At 46.4% G+C, this 18,399-nt stretch carries 19 protein-coding genes; 5 read left to right on the top strand and 14 right to left on the bottom strand.

Annotated elements, in window-relative coordinates; translation table 11 throughout:
* Positions 1-12 precede the first annotated feature (12 nt).
* Positions 13-837, bottom strand: coding sequence for a MerR family transcriptional regulator (locus tag ACI1P2_RS06175; protein ID WP_355317852.1), 825 nt, complete (start codon positions 835-837; stop codon positions 13-15).
* A 255-nt stretch (positions 838-1,092) separates the two neighbouring features.
* On the opposite strand from ACI1P2_RS06175, the gene ACI1P2_RS06170 reads away from it, so the two are divergent.
* On the top strand, positions 1,093-2,322 hold the full coding sequence (locus tag ACI1P2_RS06170) for an MFS transporter (RefSeq protein ID WP_355317850.1): 1,230 nt from the start codon (positions 1,093-1,095) through the stop codon (positions 2,320-2,322).
* Positions 2,323-2,591: 269 nt separating this feature from the next.
* On the top strand, positions 2,592-2,879 hold the full coding sequence (locus ACI1P2_RS06165; RefSeq protein ID WP_355317849.1) for a DUF4368 domain-containing protein: 288 nt from the start codon (positions 2,592-2,594) through the stop codon (positions 2,877-2,879).
* A 6-nt stretch (positions 2,880-2,885) separates the two neighbouring features.
* Here ACI1P2_RS06165 and ACI1P2_RS06160 read toward each other — a convergent pair whose 3' ends face one another.
* The 12 genes from ACI1P2_RS06160 to ACI1P2_RS06105 all read right to left on the bottom strand — a co-directional run bounded on the left by ACI1P2_RS06160 (position 2,886) and on the right by ACI1P2_RS06105 (position 14,712).
* Positions 2,886-3,212: a hypothetical protein gene (locus tag ACI1P2_RS06160; RefSeq protein WP_355317847.1), complete on the bottom strand. Its 327-nt coding sequence runs from the start codon at positions 3,210-3,212 to the stop codon at positions 2,886-2,888.
* Positions 3,213-3,569, bottom strand: a complete 357-nt coding sequence (locus tag ACI1P2_RS06155) for a hypothetical protein (RefSeq protein ID WP_355317845.1) — start codon at positions 3,567-3,569, stop codon at positions 3,213-3,215.
* A 204-nt stretch (positions 3,570-3,773) separates the two neighbouring features.
* On the bottom strand, positions 3,774-4,607 hold the full coding sequence (locus ACI1P2_RS06150) for a hypothetical protein (protein WP_355317843.1): 834 nt from the start codon (positions 4,605-4,607) through the stop codon (positions 3,774-3,776).
* Between the two features lie 352 nt (positions 4,608-4,959).
* Positions 4,960-5,829 carry a hypothetical protein gene (locus tag ACI1P2_RS06145; protein WP_355317841.1) on the bottom strand — a complete coding sequence of 290 codons (870 nt, stop codon included), beginning with the start codon at positions 5,827-5,829 and terminating at the stop codon, positions 4,960-4,962.
* A 397-nt stretch (positions 5,830-6,226) separates the two neighbouring features.
* Positions 6,227-6,406, bottom strand: a complete 180-nt coding sequence (locus ACI1P2_RS06140; RefSeq protein ID WP_355317839.1) for a hypothetical protein — start codon at positions 6,404-6,406, stop codon at positions 6,227-6,229.
* Positions 6,407-6,603: 197 nt separating this feature from the next.
* The gene (locus ACI1P2_RS06135) at positions 6,604-7,788 is read right to left on the bottom strand and encodes an aminotransferase class I/II-fold pyridoxal phosphate-dependent enzyme (protein ID WP_355317838.1); all 1,185 of its coding nucleotides are present in this window, start codon (positions 7,786-7,788) and stop codon (positions 6,604-6,606) included.
* Complete coding sequence (locus ACI1P2_RS06130; RefSeq protein ID WP_355317836.1) at positions 7,781-8,719, bottom strand: D-alanine--D-alanine ligase; 939 nt, start codon at positions 8,717-8,719, stop codon at positions 7,781-7,783. Before ACI1P2_RS06130 ends, ACI1P2_RS06135 begins: the two co-directional genes overlap by 8 nt.
* A 62-nt stretch (positions 8,720-8,781) precedes the next feature.
* The gene (locus ACI1P2_RS06125) at positions 8,782-10,269 is read right to left on the bottom strand and encodes an aminotransferase-like domain-containing protein (protein WP_355317834.1); all 1,488 of its coding nucleotides are present in this window, start codon (positions 10,267-10,269) and stop codon (positions 8,782-8,784) included.
* 98 nt (positions 10,270-10,367) lie between these two features.
* The gene (locus ACI1P2_RS06120; protein ID WP_355317832.1) at positions 10,368-11,384 is read right to left on the bottom strand and encodes an AI-2E family transporter; all 1,017 of its coding nucleotides are present in this window, start codon (positions 11,382-11,384) and stop codon (positions 10,368-10,370) included.
* Positions 11,385-11,702: 318 nt separating this feature from the next.
* Positions 11,703-12,743: an NADH:flavin oxidoreductase gene (locus ACI1P2_RS06115; protein WP_355317830.1), complete on the bottom strand. Its 1,041-nt coding sequence runs from the start codon at positions 12,741-12,743 to the stop codon at positions 11,703-11,705.
* A gap of 245 nt (positions 12,744-12,988) precedes the next feature.
* Complete coding sequence (locus ACI1P2_RS06110; protein ID WP_355317829.1) at positions 12,989-13,579, bottom strand: TetR/AcrR family transcriptional regulator; 591 nt, start codon at positions 13,577-13,579, stop codon at positions 12,989-12,991.
* A gap of 35 nt (positions 13,580-13,614) precedes the next feature.
* A complete protein-coding gene (locus ACI1P2_RS06105) occupies positions 13,615-14,712 on the bottom strand; it encodes a GntR family transcriptional regulator (protein ID WP_355317827.1) in 1,098 nt (365 codons plus the stop codon).
* A 502-nt stretch (positions 14,713-15,214) separates the two neighbouring features.
* Between ACI1P2_RS06105 and ACI1P2_RS06100 the strand changes: the two genes are divergently transcribed.
* Positions 15,215-16,816 (top strand): sialidase family protein, encoded by a 1,602-nt coding sequence (locus tag ACI1P2_RS06100; RefSeq protein ID WP_355317825.1) that lies wholly within the window; start codon positions 15,215-15,217, stop codon positions 16,814-16,816.
* A gap of 11 nt (positions 16,817-16,827) precedes the next feature.
* On the opposite strand, the gene ACI1P2_RS06095 is transcribed toward ACI1P2_RS06100, so the two are convergent.
* Positions 16,828-16,992: a hypothetical protein gene (locus tag ACI1P2_RS06095; RefSeq protein ID WP_408976148.1), complete on the bottom strand. Its 165-nt coding sequence runs from the start codon at positions 16,990-16,992 to the stop codon at positions 16,828-16,830.
* 372 nt (positions 16,993-17,364) lie between these two features.
* Between ACI1P2_RS06095 and ACI1P2_RS06090 the strand changes: the two genes are divergently transcribed.
* Both ACI1P2_RS06090 and ACI1P2_RS06085 read left to right on the top strand, forming a co-directional pair.
* Complete coding sequence (locus ACI1P2_RS06090; protein ID WP_355317823.1) at positions 17,365-18,102, top strand: hypothetical protein; 738 nt, start codon at positions 17,365-17,367, stop codon at positions 18,100-18,102.
* A complete protein-coding gene (locus tag ACI1P2_RS06085; protein WP_355317821.1) occupies positions 18,083-18,358 on the top strand; it encodes a hypothetical protein in 276 nt (91 codons plus the stop codon). Before ACI1P2_RS06090 ends, ACI1P2_RS06085 begins: the two co-directional genes overlap by 20 nt.
* Positions 18,359-18,399 lie beyond the last annotated feature (41 nt).

Raw genomic sequence — 18,399 nt, 5'->3', positions numbered from 1 at the left:
CCAAGTATCTATTTACATCTCTACTTCCATGGTAATCTTTGTTACATAGTCCTCTTTGCTCCTTGCAGTATCTTCACCTATCAGATATTCTTCATAAGCAAAGCTCCCCATTTGAAGGTGGTTTCTCTCTAAAAAGGCAAGCATTCTTTCATATGCTTCTCCCATGCTACCATATCCCCCTCGATGGTAACCAACAGCGTATAATCCTTTTGGTTTTATTCGGATATTCGGACGATCTTGCTTGTTGGTTATTTTTACAAAAAAGTAAGAACTATCATTATAATTGCCACTTAGGATTTTTTCCTTTGCCTGCATTATGCCAGCAAAAGAGGTTCCCTGTGACGACATGTTGGCTTCAAAATTATAAAAAGCCCACAGCCATTTCCAATAGTCATTTGAGCTGTCTTCGGTAAATAAACCGCTACAAATAATGGTTTCTTCTTCTTGTTCTTCTAATATAATTCTATCAATATCAGCCTGCATTCCTTGGTTCGTAAGATTGATATATTCTTCCAGAATTTGTTTAATATAATTCAACTGTTCAATTTCTTTATCGACCTCTATAATTTTCTGCTTTGATAGATTAACAATTAGCTCTGGTGTTCTTATATCCAGATAGGCTTTTATCTCTTTAAGAGGCATATTTAATTCTTTTAAGCTGGCAATGGTATAAAATACTTTTATTTGATGGTATGAATAATAACGATACCCTTTTTCATCTGTGATGGAAGGCTGGAACAGTCCAATGTCATCATAATAAAAGAGGGTTTTTTTATTAACTCCACAAATCTTGGCAAATTCTCCTGTCTTAAAGTAAGTTTTTTTGATTGTACTCATTTTCAATCTCCTTTCTACTATCCAGTTACAGTATACTAAATAATGCGTTATAACAAATATATAAAAGATAAATTTTAGCTGTATTAAAAGGGTTTGATAGTCATTTTCTTTTTTTGAGTTTTCCTATTGACTATACAGCTACGGCATACTTTATCTTATGATTATTAATAATTTGAGTCAAGAATGCAGATTGATTTCTGTGACTTCGTTGCTATAAACAACACATTGGTTCATTGAATTATGAGGAGAGTTTTTATGCAAAAAAATTGGAAAAAGAATGCTGGAATTTTTATCGCAAGTCAAGCGATATCCCTTTTTGGGTCATCTCTTGTGCAGTTTGCCATTACATGGTATGTCACCCTCAAAACACAATCAGGCATTTATGCCACGTTGACTATTATCTGCGGATTTTTGCCGACCTTTCTCCTATCCCCATTTGCAGGGGTATGGGCTGATCGATATGATCGCAAGAAGCTAATCATGCTGTCTGATGGTGGTATTGCAACATGTACCTTGGTGCTGGCAATCCTGTTTCTCACGGGGCATGACTCTATCTGGTTATTGTTTGTTGCATCGGTTATTCGTGCGTTAGGAGCAGCGATACAAACTCCTAGCGTGAATGCACTACTACCGGATATTATACCGAATGAACATCTGACCAGAATTGGTGGTATTAACAGTTCAATTCAATCTTTGATTACGCTACTGTCACCTATGGCCAGCGGCGCATTAATGGGATTCGCCAGCATTGAAAGTATATTCTTTATTGATGTGACAACCGCTGCCATAGCAATAATTTCTATGCTGGTTTTTTTTAAGCTACCTAAACAGGAAAAGAAAGTGGACATAGCGAAAGCACCGGACTACATGGGTGACTTGAAAGAAGGTCTTTCCTATATTTTTAGGAACAGATACCTGCGCAACGTTTTTGTGTTCTTTGCTGCTTTTGATTTTTTAGCTGCACCGATGGAACTGTTAACCCCTCTCCAAATCACTAGAACCTTTGGTAGCGATGTTTGGCGACTCACCGCAATCGAAATGACCTACTCGGTTGGTGTGCTGGCTGGTGGGATTGTTATAGCAGTCTGGGGAGGACTGAAAAACAAAGTCCATACCATGGCGTTGGCAGGGCTTATCATGGGTATAACGACCATCGGTATAGGATTACCGATTAATTTCGGCTTATATCTTCTATTTATGGTTTTATGTGGTGTGTCGGCAAATATCTTCTACACACCTGCTGTAGTGCTGTTGCAGGAAAAGGTTGAACCGGAATATCGGGGTAGAGTGTTTGGCATAATAACTATGATGACCAGTAGCCTGACCCCCTTAGGAATGCTCCTGTATGGTCCACTCGCTGATGTGGTTTCAATTGAATGGCTTTTGCTGGCAACCGGAGCTTTAGTGCTGATTATGACTTGCGCACTCCGGCTCAATAAGGCGTTGCTGAAAGCCGGAGAAAGCGGGACTACCTTTCAAAAGTAAGGATCGGAATGTGTCTAAAAATAACCCGTCGGCAACAATTTTAACGAAATAACGGGAACGATAGTTGAACATTGTAAATGAGAGAGCCCGCATATTCTGATGGCTCTCCTTATTAACTTGCTGGCTCTATTTCATTAACATCATGGCTCTCACTAATTAACCAAGTGGCTCTGCCGCAACGAAATATTCAAGAGATACTAAAAGGGCGTGATAACCTTTTTAATCAGGACTGGAAAGACGGTGAAATCACCCGTAATGATTACCGTCATATGAGTGAGGACTACGAGCGGCAAATTGAAGCGGCGCAAACGGTTATTGGAAATCTGAAAGCGGAACAGGCCGAGCTAGAAAAAGGCGTGGATACAGAGAATCCGTTTTTAACGGCATTCAGTAAGTACGAAAACATCGACAAGCTGACAAGAGAAATCTTGATTGAACTGATTGACCACATCAAGGTACACGAAGGCGGTGACATCAGCATACGGTTCAAGTTTGCCGACGAATACCGCAGGGTAACGGAGTACATTGAAGTCAACACCCATGAGGCGGCTATCTAACGCCGCCTATCCAAAGGCAGTTTGTTTTTCTAATATATATGGCCCATAGGAGCATACGGCGATGATATCCTTCACAGAGACACTTACTTTATATTGACTTACATCTTTATAGTTATCAGATCCTTCTATAGCTTGTAATATATTATGTAATGCAACCTGATGTGGTTTTGTTTTTAAATGATACGAGAACAGCGTATAAAAGAACTTTGTTATGTAAATTGCTTCACCACTTTTGCTGCAAATCTCGATAGCCTCACCGATTTTACCCTTGAAGTGATCCAAAACTGAATCAACAGGAAAGCCGTGGTTAATTGCTGAAGTAAGGATCGTCATTTACCCTGGCAGCAGCTCTTCAACTCTGGACTCTTTAAGGAATTGAACATAAGGGTCGAGGTATTCCTGCCTTCCATCTAAGAGGGAAATAGAGAGTGTATTGGCTTTAGCGAACATTTTAAAGGCTGAAATTTCTTCGCCTGCTTCTGTGCTTCCATCATCTAACAAAGACAAATCCGAATAGTCTTTTATACAGGCCAATGCAATTCCCTTCATTAGTTGGCTGAATCCGAAATAATAGACGATATGGCGTGTTCCATCCAAATAAATGTACCGTTTCCCAGACTCTAAAGATTGTTTTTGTCTAGAATATACTCTTTCGGCTGATAGAAGAAGTTTGCCGGCTATTTCAGTCATCTTATCCCATTCCTCAAAAGAGTACGCAGCTTTTAATAAATCCACCAAGGAGTAATTCTTAGATCGTCTAAGTATAATCCATCCAAGACCTCTACCCCCGCTTCATTCATTTTATCCGATTCCATAGCACTATTTTCCATGGGTCAATTGCAAAAATTCGGAATATGTTTCTGTGCGATAGTATTTAAAGTAGAGTACAATTCATCATTTTATATAATTATTAGACAACAAATGTAATACGACCAGGATAGTCAATTTTTCCATCCCCACTAAAGCCAACAAATCCGAAGCTTCTTCAAATAGGGCAGTGCTTCTTTTTTCAAATACCATATCATTAAATTTATCAGATAATTCCAAGGCTTTTAATGTGTAGTGGATTCCATCTTTATAGTTTCCTTCCCTAAAGAGATATAGAGACATTATATGATAGTATTTCGATAAATACTTTGTCATGCTATTCTGCTTTTCATAGTAAGAGATTGTATCTAAAACATCTGTCTTAAAGGATTGAATAACTTCATCTACATTAAGATTGTGTTTTAATGCTGCTTCAAGAATTGTAATTAATCCAGGAAACAGCTCTTCTGGCCTGGATTCTTTTAGAAATTGTACATAAGAATCCAAAACCTCCAGCTTCCCCTCAAGTAAACATACTATGTATGAATTGCCTCTGGCGAATAATTTAAAAAAATCAATTTCCTCTTTGGCTTTTTTGCTGCCATCGTCTAGCCAAGATAGATCAACATATTGTTTGATGCATTCTTTCGATTCCTCAAACCTCTCCATTTTGTGCAGGGCAATGCCTTTTGACATATAACTAAAACCAAAATAATAGACGACATGCCTTTTACGATCATCGAAAACATACCGTTTGCCAGCCTCTAAAGCCTTTTTTTGTTCCGAGTATACTTTGTTTGCTGATAGAAGAAGTTTGTCTGATATTTGAAGCATCTTACTCCATTCTTCCAAGAAGAAAGATGCCCTTATAAGATCAACTAAAGAATCAATTCTTAAATCGTCTAAATGCAAATCATCCAATGTACTCCCTCCACCTCGCACCATTTGCTTCGATTTTATAGCCTTACAATTTTTCATCCGTTGGTTTTCTCGCTTCCTCGCTACTCGACATGGGTAAAATAGACTGCGATTTTATATGGAGGGGCAGGCATGATAAGCTGGTTAGCATCGCGAAGACCTTGTGCTTCGCGGCTTTCGCGAGTACTCATGCCCGCAGAGGCTCCATGTCAAATCGCTCTATCGGCTTGAAAAAGGTGACTTTTACCGCAGAGTATAGCGAAGAGCCGTTTACTCATTGGTGTCTAATAAGGATTAGTGTCCTACACCATGAGCATTGGTTGTAACTGTGTTTGTGCTTACGGGGACCACTAAACTAATTAACCCGAATGTGATCATCACTGATATAAGTATTTTTTTCATTTTCCAATTCCTCCTTTAAAATATTGCTCATTAGGGCTACGTATCGTTGTTGCTGATCTACGCCTGCATAGCCCCTAAGCGACTCAAACAACGCTACACTTTTTCTAAACACTATTACGTCGTTAAAGTTACCAGAAGCTTCTAAAGCTTTCAATGTATTATGTAATGCAGCTTCATACTGCCCAGTTTTAAAGTAGTAGATTGAAAGCTTATAATAGAATTTTGCTACATAAATTGCTTCACCTTTTTTACTACAGATCTCAATAGCCTTGTCAATGTCGTTCTTAAATCGATCGAGAACCCCATTCGCGGAGAAACCATGGTCAATTCCTGACTTTAGGATAGTCTCCAAGCCAGGCAACAATTCTTCAATTCTGGATTCTTCAATGTACTGTACGTAGGGGGGAAGATATTCCTGCTTGCCTTCAAGAAGTGAAACAGTAAGGCTATTGCCCTTAGCAAACATTTTGAAAATATTAATCTCTTTTTCAGCCTCTTCTGTTCCATCATCCAGCCAAGAGAGATCAGTGTAAAACTTGATACACTCTTGTGCTTCCGCGTATCTTCCCATTTTTTCAAAGGCAGTTCCCTTCATCAGTTTGCTAAATCCAAAATAATAAACAATGTGCCTCTTCCCGTCTAAATAAATGTATCGCTTCCCTGAATCTATTGATTGTTTTTGCTTTGAGTACACCATTTCTGCTGATATCAGAAGTTTGTCAGCAATTTCAATCATTCTATCCCAATCCTCAAGAGAGTAAGCAGCTTTTAATAAATCTACCAAGGAGTCAATTCTTAGATCGTCTAAATATAATTCATCCAAGATCATTACCCCCACTTCGCACCATTTACTCCGATTTTATAGCATTATTTTCCATAGGTCAATTACAAAAATTCGTAATATATTATTTTCGCAATAGTATTGAAACATATTTGAGAATGTGGTAATTAGATTTCCAATGCGAAAGCGTAAAGTATGGGAACGGCAGGATAAATCTGTACTAGAACAACGGGAAGCCTGAAGTAAAAACATTAACTACCCGTCTCCTGAAAGAGGCGGTAAGAGCAAAAAAATAAATCCGACTTTCTCCAGTCGGATTTAAAATGTGTTTCTGCCTTTTCGGATTGTTCTTTTGGATTGAATGTACTTCTTCAAAGCAATCACGTTGATGATCGCAATGTCATACGAAAAAGAAAAACCGCTCCAAAAGGAACGGAATTTAATATACTTGCTTACGCCATTCTTCAATGGTTTGGATGGAAAACCCGGTAGCCTGAGCAATTGATGAACTATCCATGCCCATCATTATTAACTGTTTAGCCACCTCTTCCTTGCCTTTTAGCTCGCCTTTGTGCTGCCCTCTGCGCTCAATGTCATCCAAGATTTTTTCCAGTCCCATGAACAAAGCATCCCCTTTCACCCTTTGGTTAAATTGCAAGTTCGGCTCATTTTCCGGCACTTTTGCATTCCATTATACAACACAATCGGAATGATGGGCGGTAAATGATAAGCCTTTCGGTTGAGAACAGCGGTCTAGACATTTTTCATCTGGCAAAAAGAGCTTCAACCCACTGCAGTGAAGTTGAAGCTCTTTTATCAAACCGGCTGCATCACCTGCATAAACCTTCCCATCCGCTCCAAGGCCTTCTCCAAGTCGACAAGCGAGGTTGCATAGGAGCAGCGAATAAAGCCCTCTCCCCCCGATCCGAATACATGTCCCGGCACGACGGCCACCTTCGCTTCTTTCAACAGGCGCAGAGCGAATTGCTCGGATGACATGCCGGTAGAAGCAATGGACGGGAAGGCATAGAATGCCCCCTCAGGCTCATGACAGGCCAGCCCGATGGCATTCAAGCCGGCAACAAACAGCTTGCGGCGTTCATTATAGCTCGCCATCATCTCATCCTTGGCAGCAAGGCCTTGACGCAAGGATTCGAGCGCCGCGATCTGTGCAATGGTAGGAGCGCACATGGTCGTGTACTGGTGGACTTTCAGCATGCCGGCGATCAGCTCGCGCGGGCCGCAGGCATAACCTATCCGCCAGCCTGTCATGGCGAATGCTTTGGAAAAGCCGCTGATGACGATCGTACGCTCCTTTATGCCTGGTAAAGATGCGATACTGACATGTTTTCTCCCATAAGTCAGCTCAGCATAAACTTCATCCGAAATGACCACCAAATTATGCTTGATAACGAGCTCTGCAATCGGCAGCCAATCCTGCTCTGTCATTACTGCTCCGGTCGGATTACACGGATAATTGATCATCAAAACCTTGGAATAAGGCGTAATCGCCGCTTGCAGCGCTTGTGGGGTCAGCTTGAACCCCTCTTCGGCCGTAGCTGTCACCTCCACGATTTTACCGCCATGCAGATGGGCGATCGGTTCGTAGGCAATATAGCTTGGCGCCGGAATCAGCACCTCATCGCCGGGATCGATCACGGCCCGAAGCGCCAGGTCAACGGCTTGACTGCTGCCCACCGTCACGATGATTTCCTGCTCAGGGTCATAGGAAAGAGCGAAGCTGCTGGCAAAATAAGCCGAAATCTCTTCCCTCAGCTCCATCAACCCGGCATTTGAGGTATATTTCGTCTGACCTTCACGCAATGCCTGGATGCAAGCTTCACGTACCTTTTCCGGTGTAACGAAATCCGGTTCTCCGACGCCAAGGGCGATAGTATCTCCGCCAGCCGCATTCAGATCAAAAAAAGCGCGAATTCCCGATGGCCGAATCTCCCGTACACGAGAGGACAAAAACTGGCCTTTTCCCTCTTTACTAAACATATTGCACCATCCCCCACTCCCGTTTTCGTTCATGGAGCGAGCTGGCAATAATACGATCCAGCAGCTGTGTAAAAGTCATTCCTGCAGCAGCTGCGCTCTTCGGCAGCAGGCTGTTCACGGTCATTCCCGGCAAGGTGTTTACTTCCAGCACGTAAGGTACGTCGTGGTGCAAAATCATATCAACTCTTGCATAAATCTTGCACTGCAGCAATCGATAGCTGGCCAGTGCCGCCTCGCGCACACGCTGCTCAATAACGGGAGGCAGCTGAATCACCTTCTCCTCGGCGCCGCCGTCCTCATATTTTGCTTTATAATCAAACCATTCAGAATGCGCGGAGCGAATGCCGATGATTGGCAATACCTCGCCATCCACAATCGAGCAGGTAAGCTCCGTCCCTTTAATATAGGGCTCAATCAAGATCGTTTGGTCCAAACGGCAAGCCTCCTGCACAGCCGGCAGCAGTTCTTTCTCATGATGCACAAGCTGAATGCCGATGCTGGATCCCCCCATATTCGGTTTCACAATAACCGGATAGCCCAGCTGCTCTACCGCCCGCGGATCATAATCGTCTATTCCCTGCCAGTAGAGGCCCGCAGGCGTAAACACGCCCGCTGCCTTCAGCAGCATCTTGGACAGCTGCTTATTCATGCATAGGCTGCTTGCCAGGACACCGCTGCCGGTATATGGAATGCCCAGTGTCTCCAGCGCTCCCTGCACCGTGCCGTCCTCACCATATTGGCCATGCAGCGCCAAGAGCGCGAGATCGATGCCTGCCTGCTGAACCTGTGTGATTAAATCCGCCCGCTGATCGATCACAATTGGAACCACCTCATAGCGGCTGCGGTCCAAATGATGAATCATCTCTTGCCCTGTCTGCAGAGAAACCTCACGCTCAGTGGAAATCCCACCCATAATAACGCCAATCTTCATTATGACACCTCATTTTTCTTGAATAATCGTTATATGATTGCGAATTGCTTTTCCCGTTATGCCTAAAGAAAGCTGCGCGCCTGTTGGCCGATGATCCGAATCCCCCGCTCGATATTTTCATCCGTTACTCGTGAAAAACCAAGCCGCAATGTATTCGTCCCTTCGCCTTCCTGAATGAAAAATCTGTCTCCCGGTGTGAATATAACACCCTGCTCTCTGCAAGTTTCCAGCAGCTGGCGTGTATCTACGCCTGACGGGAAGGTCAGAAACAAATGCAAGCCCCCGTCGCCGGACAGCTGGGCCTGAGGGAGATGCGCTTCACAGCATGCTTTCGCAAGCTCATATTTGCGCTTATATTCCATACGTGCTTTTTTGACATATTTATCGAAGTTTCCATTGAGTAAATATTGATATAATACCGATTGATCAAGTGTTGATGTATGAATGGAACGTGCACGCTTAATGCTTTCCAGATGGTCGATCAGTGTCTTGTCTCCAAGCACCCAGCCCACCCGCAAGCCAGGGAATAGCACCTTGGAGAAGCTGCCAATATAGATGACCCCGTTCCCGCGCCCTGCTGTCGCTATTAATGGCGCAACATGCGCTCCCGAATAGCGCAGCTCCTCATTGAAGCCATCCTCGATTACCGGAATCTGATAACGCATCATGAGTTTCATCACGGCGCTGCGTTTCGCGGGTGACATGACGATGCCAGTAGGATTGTGATAAGACGGGGTCAAATAGGCCAGATCGAAGCGGTGTGGCTGCTTCTGCAATACCGCCTCAAGTTGCTCCACATCCATACCGTCACGCTCCATTGGAATGCCGGTAACCTCAAACCCTTGCAGCTTCAAATTTTTAATCGCTGTATGGTGGGTCGGATTTTCACAAATTGCCGCTCCGCAGCGGGCAGCTGGGCGCAGTGCAGACAGCACAATGTCAAAGCCTTCTGTAAACCCGCTTGTAATCAGCAAATCTTTGCCGCTGATATCGACTCCCTTATTCTCCATATAACGCGTCAGGTAATCGATCAAGGGCTTGTAGCCCTTGGCATAGCCATAGTTGAGCAGTACCTGCCCTTCGATGGCCATCCGGTCCAGAAAGGCCCGCCTTACATCCCCCAGATCAAACAGCTGCTCATCCGGAGCGATACTTGTGAATGAGATGGTTCCTTTTTTGGCACGAATGCCCTGCTTCATCATATCCAGCTCTACAGCCGATACGGCATACTCGTTCATTCTTGTCTTCCAGTCGATCTGCCACGCGGCGGCGGAGCCGTCAGCTCCTTCGTTATCTACGGTCAAATGGCCCGCCATAACAGCCACATAGCTCCCTTTTCCGGGAATCGCATACGTAAATCCGTCGTCCTCCAGGCCTTCATAAGCTGCAATGACTGTATTGCGGCTCACCTTGAGCACACTGCTCATTTCTCTTGTGGAGGGCAGCTTCTGCTCCGCCTGAAGCGCCCCTTTTATAATTAAACGTTTGACGTATTCTTTCACTTGTATCGCGACCGGGCGGTCATCGACAAGCTTGAAATCCTGGAACATCCTTCATCGCCCCCACTTGTAATGATGACACGCTACACGAAAGAAAAAAAGAACCACCCTGCTGGATTTTTCATCCTGGGATGGTTCCTTCATTTTGTTTAAATTTTCGAATCCGATTGTTCAACCTCAAACAGATCCAGGAAAAACATAAAGATCGGAATACCGATGATGAGGCCCCAAATCCCCAGATAATGCTGAGAAAAGATGAGGACCATGAACGTGTAAAACATCGGGATCTTTGTTTTATGTGCATACAGCCTGGGATTGAGAAAATACGTTTCAAGCGCATGAATGGCCAGGATCATGACGACCGTCCAGATGACAAGCGTAATGCCGCCGATCTGGAACCCAATGATGCCAATGGGGATGAACGAAATGACTACACCCGCTACTGGAATGAGACTAAGCAGGAACACCATGATCGTCAAAGCGAACAAATACGGAAATCCCATAATCCACAGTCCGATCATTGTCAGCACCGTGTTGAACAGCGCGATCAGCAGCTGTACTTCGATGACCTTGCCAAAAGAGGAAGTGAACTTTCGGCCAAAATATTCGAATTCCTTGTAAAGCCAGCTGATTTTGCTTGTGCGGAATTTTTCCGTGAAGGCGATAGTTTTCTTCCGCTGCAGCAAATAGAAGAAGCTGAGAAAAATGACAAAAAGGATGATCTCCAGCCACTTGCCCAATTTTGCAATGTAGTCGATGACATTTCCCAGATAGTCCTCGTACTTGACATCCCCTTTATGGAGTGCATCGATCAACCACTGAATGACTTGATTGTCGTTGGGAGTGGCAAGAAAAAGGGTGATGCTGTTAATCACGTCGCTAACCTGGCGGATGAGCTTCGGAACGTAGTTTGAAATGCCGATGACCAGCCCTGCCACGAGCAGCGCATACAAGATGATGACAACGACGGTCGGCGAAACGGGAAAAAGGCGGTTCAATTGCTTGGTGATGAATCCCTGCAGGCGTCCCATGACAAAGGTGACGAGGAACAGGAGAAGCAAAAGATTCAGCATATGCCGAAGACTGTACAACAGCACAACGACAAGTAGAAAAAACGAGATTCTTCGAACCCAGGTCTGGGCAAAAAAAGTGCGCAATGCTTCCATGAATTCCCCTCATTTACATTCATTAAAACCTCTATTACGGTGGTGAGCGTCCCGGGTTGCAATTCTGCTCAAATTATTCCATCCGTTCTATGTTGTTTAAGAATACCCCACTTCGAAACAAGAGGCAAGCCCGCATCTTACAGCTTCTCAAACAAGAAAATATCGCCAGCAATGTGGCGATATTTTCTGACCGTCAGCGGTATTTTCTTCAGCAGTTATCTGATATCACACATCCATCGGTGCCCGTTCATTAGAAGCATCGAACTTGCGCAATTCGTTCCTCATTTTGCATCCCATTTTGCAAAAAGTGCTTCTACCTTAGTGGAGTGTTTTCAACGCATCTGGCGAAAATGGAGTCAACTCGTCGATACGGCCATCGCGGATTTTACTTGCCCAAGCGGGATCAGCCAATAATGCCCGACCTATGGCTACCATATCGAACTCCCCGCGCTCCAGTCTCTCGATCAGCCCATCGATGTTGGCAATACCGGCTCCCTTTCCTTCGGTCAAGAGAGCCATAAATTCACTGTCCAATCCGACCGATCCAACTGTGATTGTCGGTTTGCCTGTCAGCTTTTTCGTCCATCCGGCAAGATTCAGATCAGAGCCTTCGAATTCAGGCTCCCAGAAGCGGCGGGTGGAGCAGTGGAAAACATCGACTCCCGCAGCGGTTAACGGTGCAAGAAATTGCTCCAGTTCAGCTGGCGTTGTGGCCAATTTGGCCGAATAATCACTGCCCTTCCATTGCGAGATGCGCAGCACGATGGGGAAGTCCGGTCCGACGGCGCTGCGGCAAGCTTCGATGACCTCCACCGCAAAGCGGGTGCGTTCGACCATATCACCGCCATAGCGGTCGGTGCGCGGGTTCGTTTGGTTCCAGAAAAACTGGTCAATCAAATATTGGTGTGCACCGTGCAGTTCGATCCCGTCAAAGCCGATGCGCTTCGCATCGGATGCAGCCTGCGCAAAAGCTTCCACGATTGCGGCGATATCTTCTTCCGTATAATCGCCGACATGGCCGCGGGCTCCCATATGCCAGATCTGCGGTATGATCCGCCCGCCCGCTTTATGTACCTCAGCCACTACGTTGGCCCAGCCGTTTAATGCCTCTTCGCCATGGAAGTGTGGTACATTTTCCTGATTGGACGAATCCGGATGATTGATGACCGTGCCTTCGGTCACAATAAGTCCGACTCCGTTTTCCGCCCTGCGGCGGTAATAGGCGGCTACATCAGCCCCCGGCACGCCTTCAGGAGAAAATTGCCGGGTCATCGGCGCCATCACGATGCGATTGGACAAAGTCATATTTTTAATTGAAAACGGCTGGAACAAAGCCTGAACGGAATTAGAGTTAGTCATAACAACCTCCAGATTTATTTTGTATTTTGACGGCAGTTTTTTGAATCTACAGTCAAGGAAAATCGAAAAAAAATATAATGCGTTCTATCTTCTTTTAGTATCACCTCCTTCACGGAGTTATTGCATACTCGCCTTTCTTGACTACAGAGTCAAGAAAATTTCAAAAAAAGACATGCATGCATTTTGTGGACAATACATGCACGTTGTTATAGTTATAGCCCCAGTCCCTCACCGCTCACAAGCCTTCAAGCGTCCTCCGCCATCATAAGCGCAATAACCGTACGCCATACCTCCGCGATCTGCTCCCGGGAAGCACCGGACTTTTCCATCACCTTTGCCCCGCTAAGAGAGTTGTTAAGGTGAACGGCAAGCTCTTTGCTGGTAAGACGGGTCGTAATCAATTGTTGTTCCTGGCCGCTGCGAATCACCTTCTCAAGTACCTGTTCGACCTGATTGAACATCAGCGCGACCTCACGGTTGACCTCTTCGTCTTCAGTACCAAATTCAAGCGCTGAATTCACGATGAGGCAGCCTCGGCTCATCGTTTCGTCGTTTTGACTCAGCGCAGCCTCGCATATAGCCTCCAATTTATTCAAGGGAGACACCTCCCGGGAGGCCAACTCTTCCAGCTTGGCTGTGTTCTGCTCCCTGTAAAGCGCCAATGCTTTTAAAAATAACTCACGCTTGTTCTTAAAGACACAATACAAACTTTGCTTCTTCACTTGCGTCGTACGGGTCAGATCATCATAGGAAGTCGCATTAAAGCCTTTCGTCCAGAATACCTCCATGGATTGGTTCAGCGCACGATCAACATCGAATTCTCTTGGTCTGCTCATAGGGGTATCATATCAGTTCTTGACTACGCAGTCAATTATCGTAGGTGTAATTGGCCAAATTCCTTTACAAGCATAACCGGCACCACGATCCTTTTTGCCTCACAAGCCCCTTCGATCTGTTCCATCAGCAGATTTACGGTCAATCGGCACATTTCCTCCTCATCTTGACGGACATATGGGACATTCGGCAAATCCGGCGGATCAAAGCTAATCAGCTCCAGATCATCCGGTACCCGTTTACGGGTTGCAGCCGCAGCTTCATAGGCGTTTCTACATAATTCCGTATTAGCTGTAACGGCACAGGTAATATCGGGGTTATTTTCAAAAAAATCTGCGATCTTAACGACAGATTGACCCGATGCGATCGTTTCCAACGGAAGGAGACACCATAAGCTTTTGTCGATCGGCAAGCCGCGTTCAAGGAAAGCCTGCTCAAACCCCTGCGCCCTCTCGTCTGTTACCGTATTCGTAATTTCCGGTGAAATGAACGCAATGGCCGAATGGCCTTTGTCGAGCAAATGCCTCACCGCTTCTCTTGTGCCGTTTACGTTGTCTGAGCTTACACTGTACGTCTTGATCTCTTTCAAAAAACGGTCGATCAGGACAAAAGGGAAACGGTCCAGCGACAGCCTCAGAATGGAATCGTTGTACGTCTCGTTTTCCACCGGAAAAATGATCAAACCGTCCACACCCTGCTTCAAAAAAGACGAGATAACCCTGGACTCCTCCAGCTGGGATTCGCGCGTAATTCTCACCATCACCTCATAACCTGCGGCTGTTGCATATTTCTCGATATAGTCCAGAAATCGCTGGTCCACTTTCGTTTTCATCGTCGGCAGCACTAGCCCGATACGTCCGCTTCTGCCCGGACCTGTAGTCCATTCGCCCAATTGCTCAAGCGTGGAAGCGTTCTCAGGTCTGCTCATGACAAACGTGCCCTTGCCCTGGATACGCACGAGCAGGCCTTCCTCTCTTAGTCCGACCAATGCATTTTTGCTTGTAATTTGACTGACACGGTATCGTTCGGACAATTCCTTCTCCGAAGGAACCCGATCGCCTTCCCGCAGTTTGCCAATGGCGATCATGCGCTTGATATCTTCCTGGATTTTTCTGTATAACGGCAATGATTTCAACGCCCACCACCACCTTTTAGAGGTTGTTCAAAAAGTCATCTTTTGATCACGAAGGAAGTCAGGGAGCGGACTCGACATCGAATCTTGAATTCAGCCGGGACTAAGCGGATGCTTCCGAAGCATGTTTCCTGCGGAAACATTTCAGGTGCTCACGTACCCCAAGTACGCTCCGCTCTTCAGTCCCTAGCTTCATTCAACTCCAGCGTTTTGAAAAAACGCACTTCGGAAGCATAGGCTTCGGTGCTGAAAACCTGACTTTTTGAACACGCACTTTTATGATGAAAGTTATCATAATCATATTATTATAAGATGATTTTCCGCTTGTAAATATGAAAAACGGTCCGGACCAGGTCCAGACCGTGGGTTATTCCGTTCCGTGTTTTGAAAAAACTGCTTGAAGACTGAAAAAATATCCTAAATTTAGTATATCTTATTTTGTACCGACTCGATACAATTCAATCTAGAAAGCGTTTTCTAAATCAGATTGGGAGGTACATTGCACATGAAACGGAACAAACGCTTATGGTTTAAACCGCTTTCCTTCGTCGTTATACTCGCACTGGCTTTAACGGCTATTCCGCTGCCGGCGGCTTATGCCGCATCATCCGGAATAGCGTGGCCCTCGCAGCAGATTGCCATCTTCACTCCGCCTTCAGGAGGAGCATGGTACCCGAGGATGCTCATGATTTCGCCGAGCGAGTGGCTCGTATCCTTCGACACCAACGCCGGTGGAGGCAATACGCGCGTTGCAGTTTCCAGAACGCAAGACGGCGGCTCCACCTGGAGCGAACCGGTCACAGTCGTCTCCAATGCGGGCGGCAATACGGCGAATGGCCAAATGATCAAGCTGCCAAACGGCGAGATTTGGTTAGCCTACCGGCTGGTTGTGCAGAAAGGCTCAACCTATGAAACCCAGTTGAATGTCCGTAAAAGCACCGACAACGGCCGCACCTGGAGTGATTTGCCGGGCGGATTGATCGGGAGTGCGACCGCCGACAGCTTTAAGGGATTGTGGGAGCCGCATCTGGAAATGATCAACGGCAAGATCGTTGTGCTGTATGCGGATGACAGTCCTGCCACGGCCGGAACGACCGGGAGGCAAAATTTGTACATGAAGACATGGAACGGAAGCGGCTGGGACAACCGCATCACAGTCAGCGACGGAGTCGCTGCCGGCTCCCGCGACGGTATGCCAGTCATCACGCGGATGAAGGACGGTCGTTATATCACCGTATTTGAGGCCTCGGATGTTCCCGGCCACCCTTTTGTCGTCAAATATAAAATTTCGCCGGATGGCTTTAATTGGTCGGGTCCCCGCCAAACGCTGTACGTGCCGACAGGCAACGGCAAAAAGGCCGGCGCTCCATTCGTCGTGAAGCTCGCTGACGGCCGTCTCATGGCCTCCTTCCAGACGGATGAAAGCAGCGCCAATACGGGAGATGCCTATAGCTCGATGCATACGATGATCAGCTCCGATAACGGCGCGACGTGGCAGGACAAATACAATGTATTCCCGGTATCCGATACGAAGTCCGCCAATTGGAACGCTCTGATGACCGTCGATTCGACCCGAGTCGCGGCTCTCACCAGCTCGGATTACCCGTCGTCAGGTATCTATTTGCGCTTCGGGTATACCAAGACTCCGTCACAGACGAATCTCGTCAACAATCCCGGCTTTGAAACGGCGAATGTGGCGGGTTGGACCACATACGGGGATGATTACCCCAATCGCATTCTTATCCATGGCGCAAATGATGGCGTCGGGCTGCCAGCGGCGGAAGGTTCCTACTTTGTCGGGCTCGCTGGCACAAGCGGCCCTTCGACAGCATATGTCGGCCAGACGGTCACCGGTCTGGATAATGGCACATATACCATGCGGGCCCGCTTGCGCAGCAGCGGTGGTCAGAACAGCTGTGTCATGGAAGTGAAGGATTATGGAGGCAGCACGCTGCAAACCGCCTTCCCGGTTACGGCTTCATGGACGCCTGTGACGATTCCGAATATTCAAGTGACAGGTGGCAAGGCGACGATCGGATTTTACGTATCCAACTCCTCCCCTTCCCAATGGGCGGATATCGATCAGGTCGAGTTTGTCCGGGAATGAACGGGACTCAATTACGTTGATTTCCGGTAACTGCCATGTTGCAGCTTTAGTGGAGCTGTGTGCTGGCCGTTCGTAGCTTGTGGCACATCTCCTTTCTTGAAAGAAGCCGCGATTTCCGCGGCTTCTTTGACGTTATCATTATCCAAGGTTCCTGTTAGAACGTCGAGATGGTCCACATTAAACCACAATGTTAGCCGAGAAAGCAAATCTTTATTATAATTGGGTCTTTTTACCTATTCACATGGAAATTAATCCCTGGTAGATTTTTCTTAGGCCAAAAAAGATCCAAATATTCAACATGGTACGACAGCAGCGGCCCATGAAAGTGGGTACGTAAAGCTACACGGCCAAGTTGGCATATTAGGCCAAAAGGCCGCCCAGTTTCGGAATACGACGGAAACCTCCGTCTATTCATATTACTCCACGATAGACAGGGGGATTTTACGAAGATAAAAGCGGTATTCAAATTGCTGGTAAAGACGTTAAGCAGATATCCTTACGAGAGCTTTTGCTAAGAGATCGACAACTATGAAGGAGGCAACATGAGCATGGAAAGAGGAAATTACAACAACTTAACGGAAACGGTGAGCCTGTCTGAACCAGTGAAGCCATATAGCCAATATGCGCCGGACATGCATGTGTCGGTGGGCTGCATCCCTTGCACCAGAGCCCACTTGTCGGCGGTTTCTGCCGCACTTAAGGCGGGAGATGCAGAGACAGCCCGGGAAGAGATCTCCGCTTTGCTGGAGTATGATTTGACACCGGACAAGCTGGCCGCCACACCGGAGAAAGACCGTGAAGTTTTAGCCAAGTATGCAGAAGCTATTTCCTCTATTCAACAAAAGCTGGCCGAACCTGTACCAGAGCTGACAGCAATAGCGGCATCCCTCAAAGAAGCGCTCCGCTTCGCTAGGGCAGACGGTATAGAGCATCCCGAAGTTCAAATACGGCTTGAGCGTTCGGAAGAGCATGCGAACGGATTGGAAAGAATTCGTTACGCCCCTGAAAATCTGCAGCAGTTAGACGAGAAAATGCGTGAGGAAATTAAACAGGTGCTGCCTGAGCTCCGTGAAGCGCGCCATAAACTTATAAATGGCATGGTTACACCGGATGATCTTGAATGGGTGGCAGCCCGTTATGCTCAAATCTCGCGTAGAGTCAATGGAGATCCGGATGCGGAGACTTTGGAACTTGCTCAGAAGGAAGCGACAGAACTGAACTCAAGATTTCGCAGGGATGTGCTGAAAGCCTGGGGAGGCCAATCGTATGAGTCAACCAGACAATGAGAAGGTGTATGAATTAGGCAAGACCTGCAGCCTCGAAGATCATCGCCAGTGCCAGCTTTCCACAGTTGTCGGCATGGCGGCTGACATCAGTCAACAGGAAGGTCTTGAACTGCCGCCGCAGCTTCAGAAGATCGTGGAGATGCAGACTGTGACTGTGAGTGGTTTGCAGTCAGCGCTTCGGGAATGGATGCATACCATTCCCGAGGATCAAAAAGAAGTTGCCGCAGACCTGCTTGATCTCGCTGAAAACGGATGATGTTATGGAGGGGGCCGCCCCCCTCCTTTTTTTCGCATCAA

The sequence above is a fragment of the Paenibacillus jiangxiensis genome (assembly GCF_046098255.1).
Taxonomy (GTDB): Bacteria; Bacillota; Bacilli; order Paenibacillales; family Paenibacillaceae; genus Paenibacillus; species Paenibacillus jiagnxiensis.
This window is presented reverse-complemented; position numbering and strand designations above follow the sequence as displayed.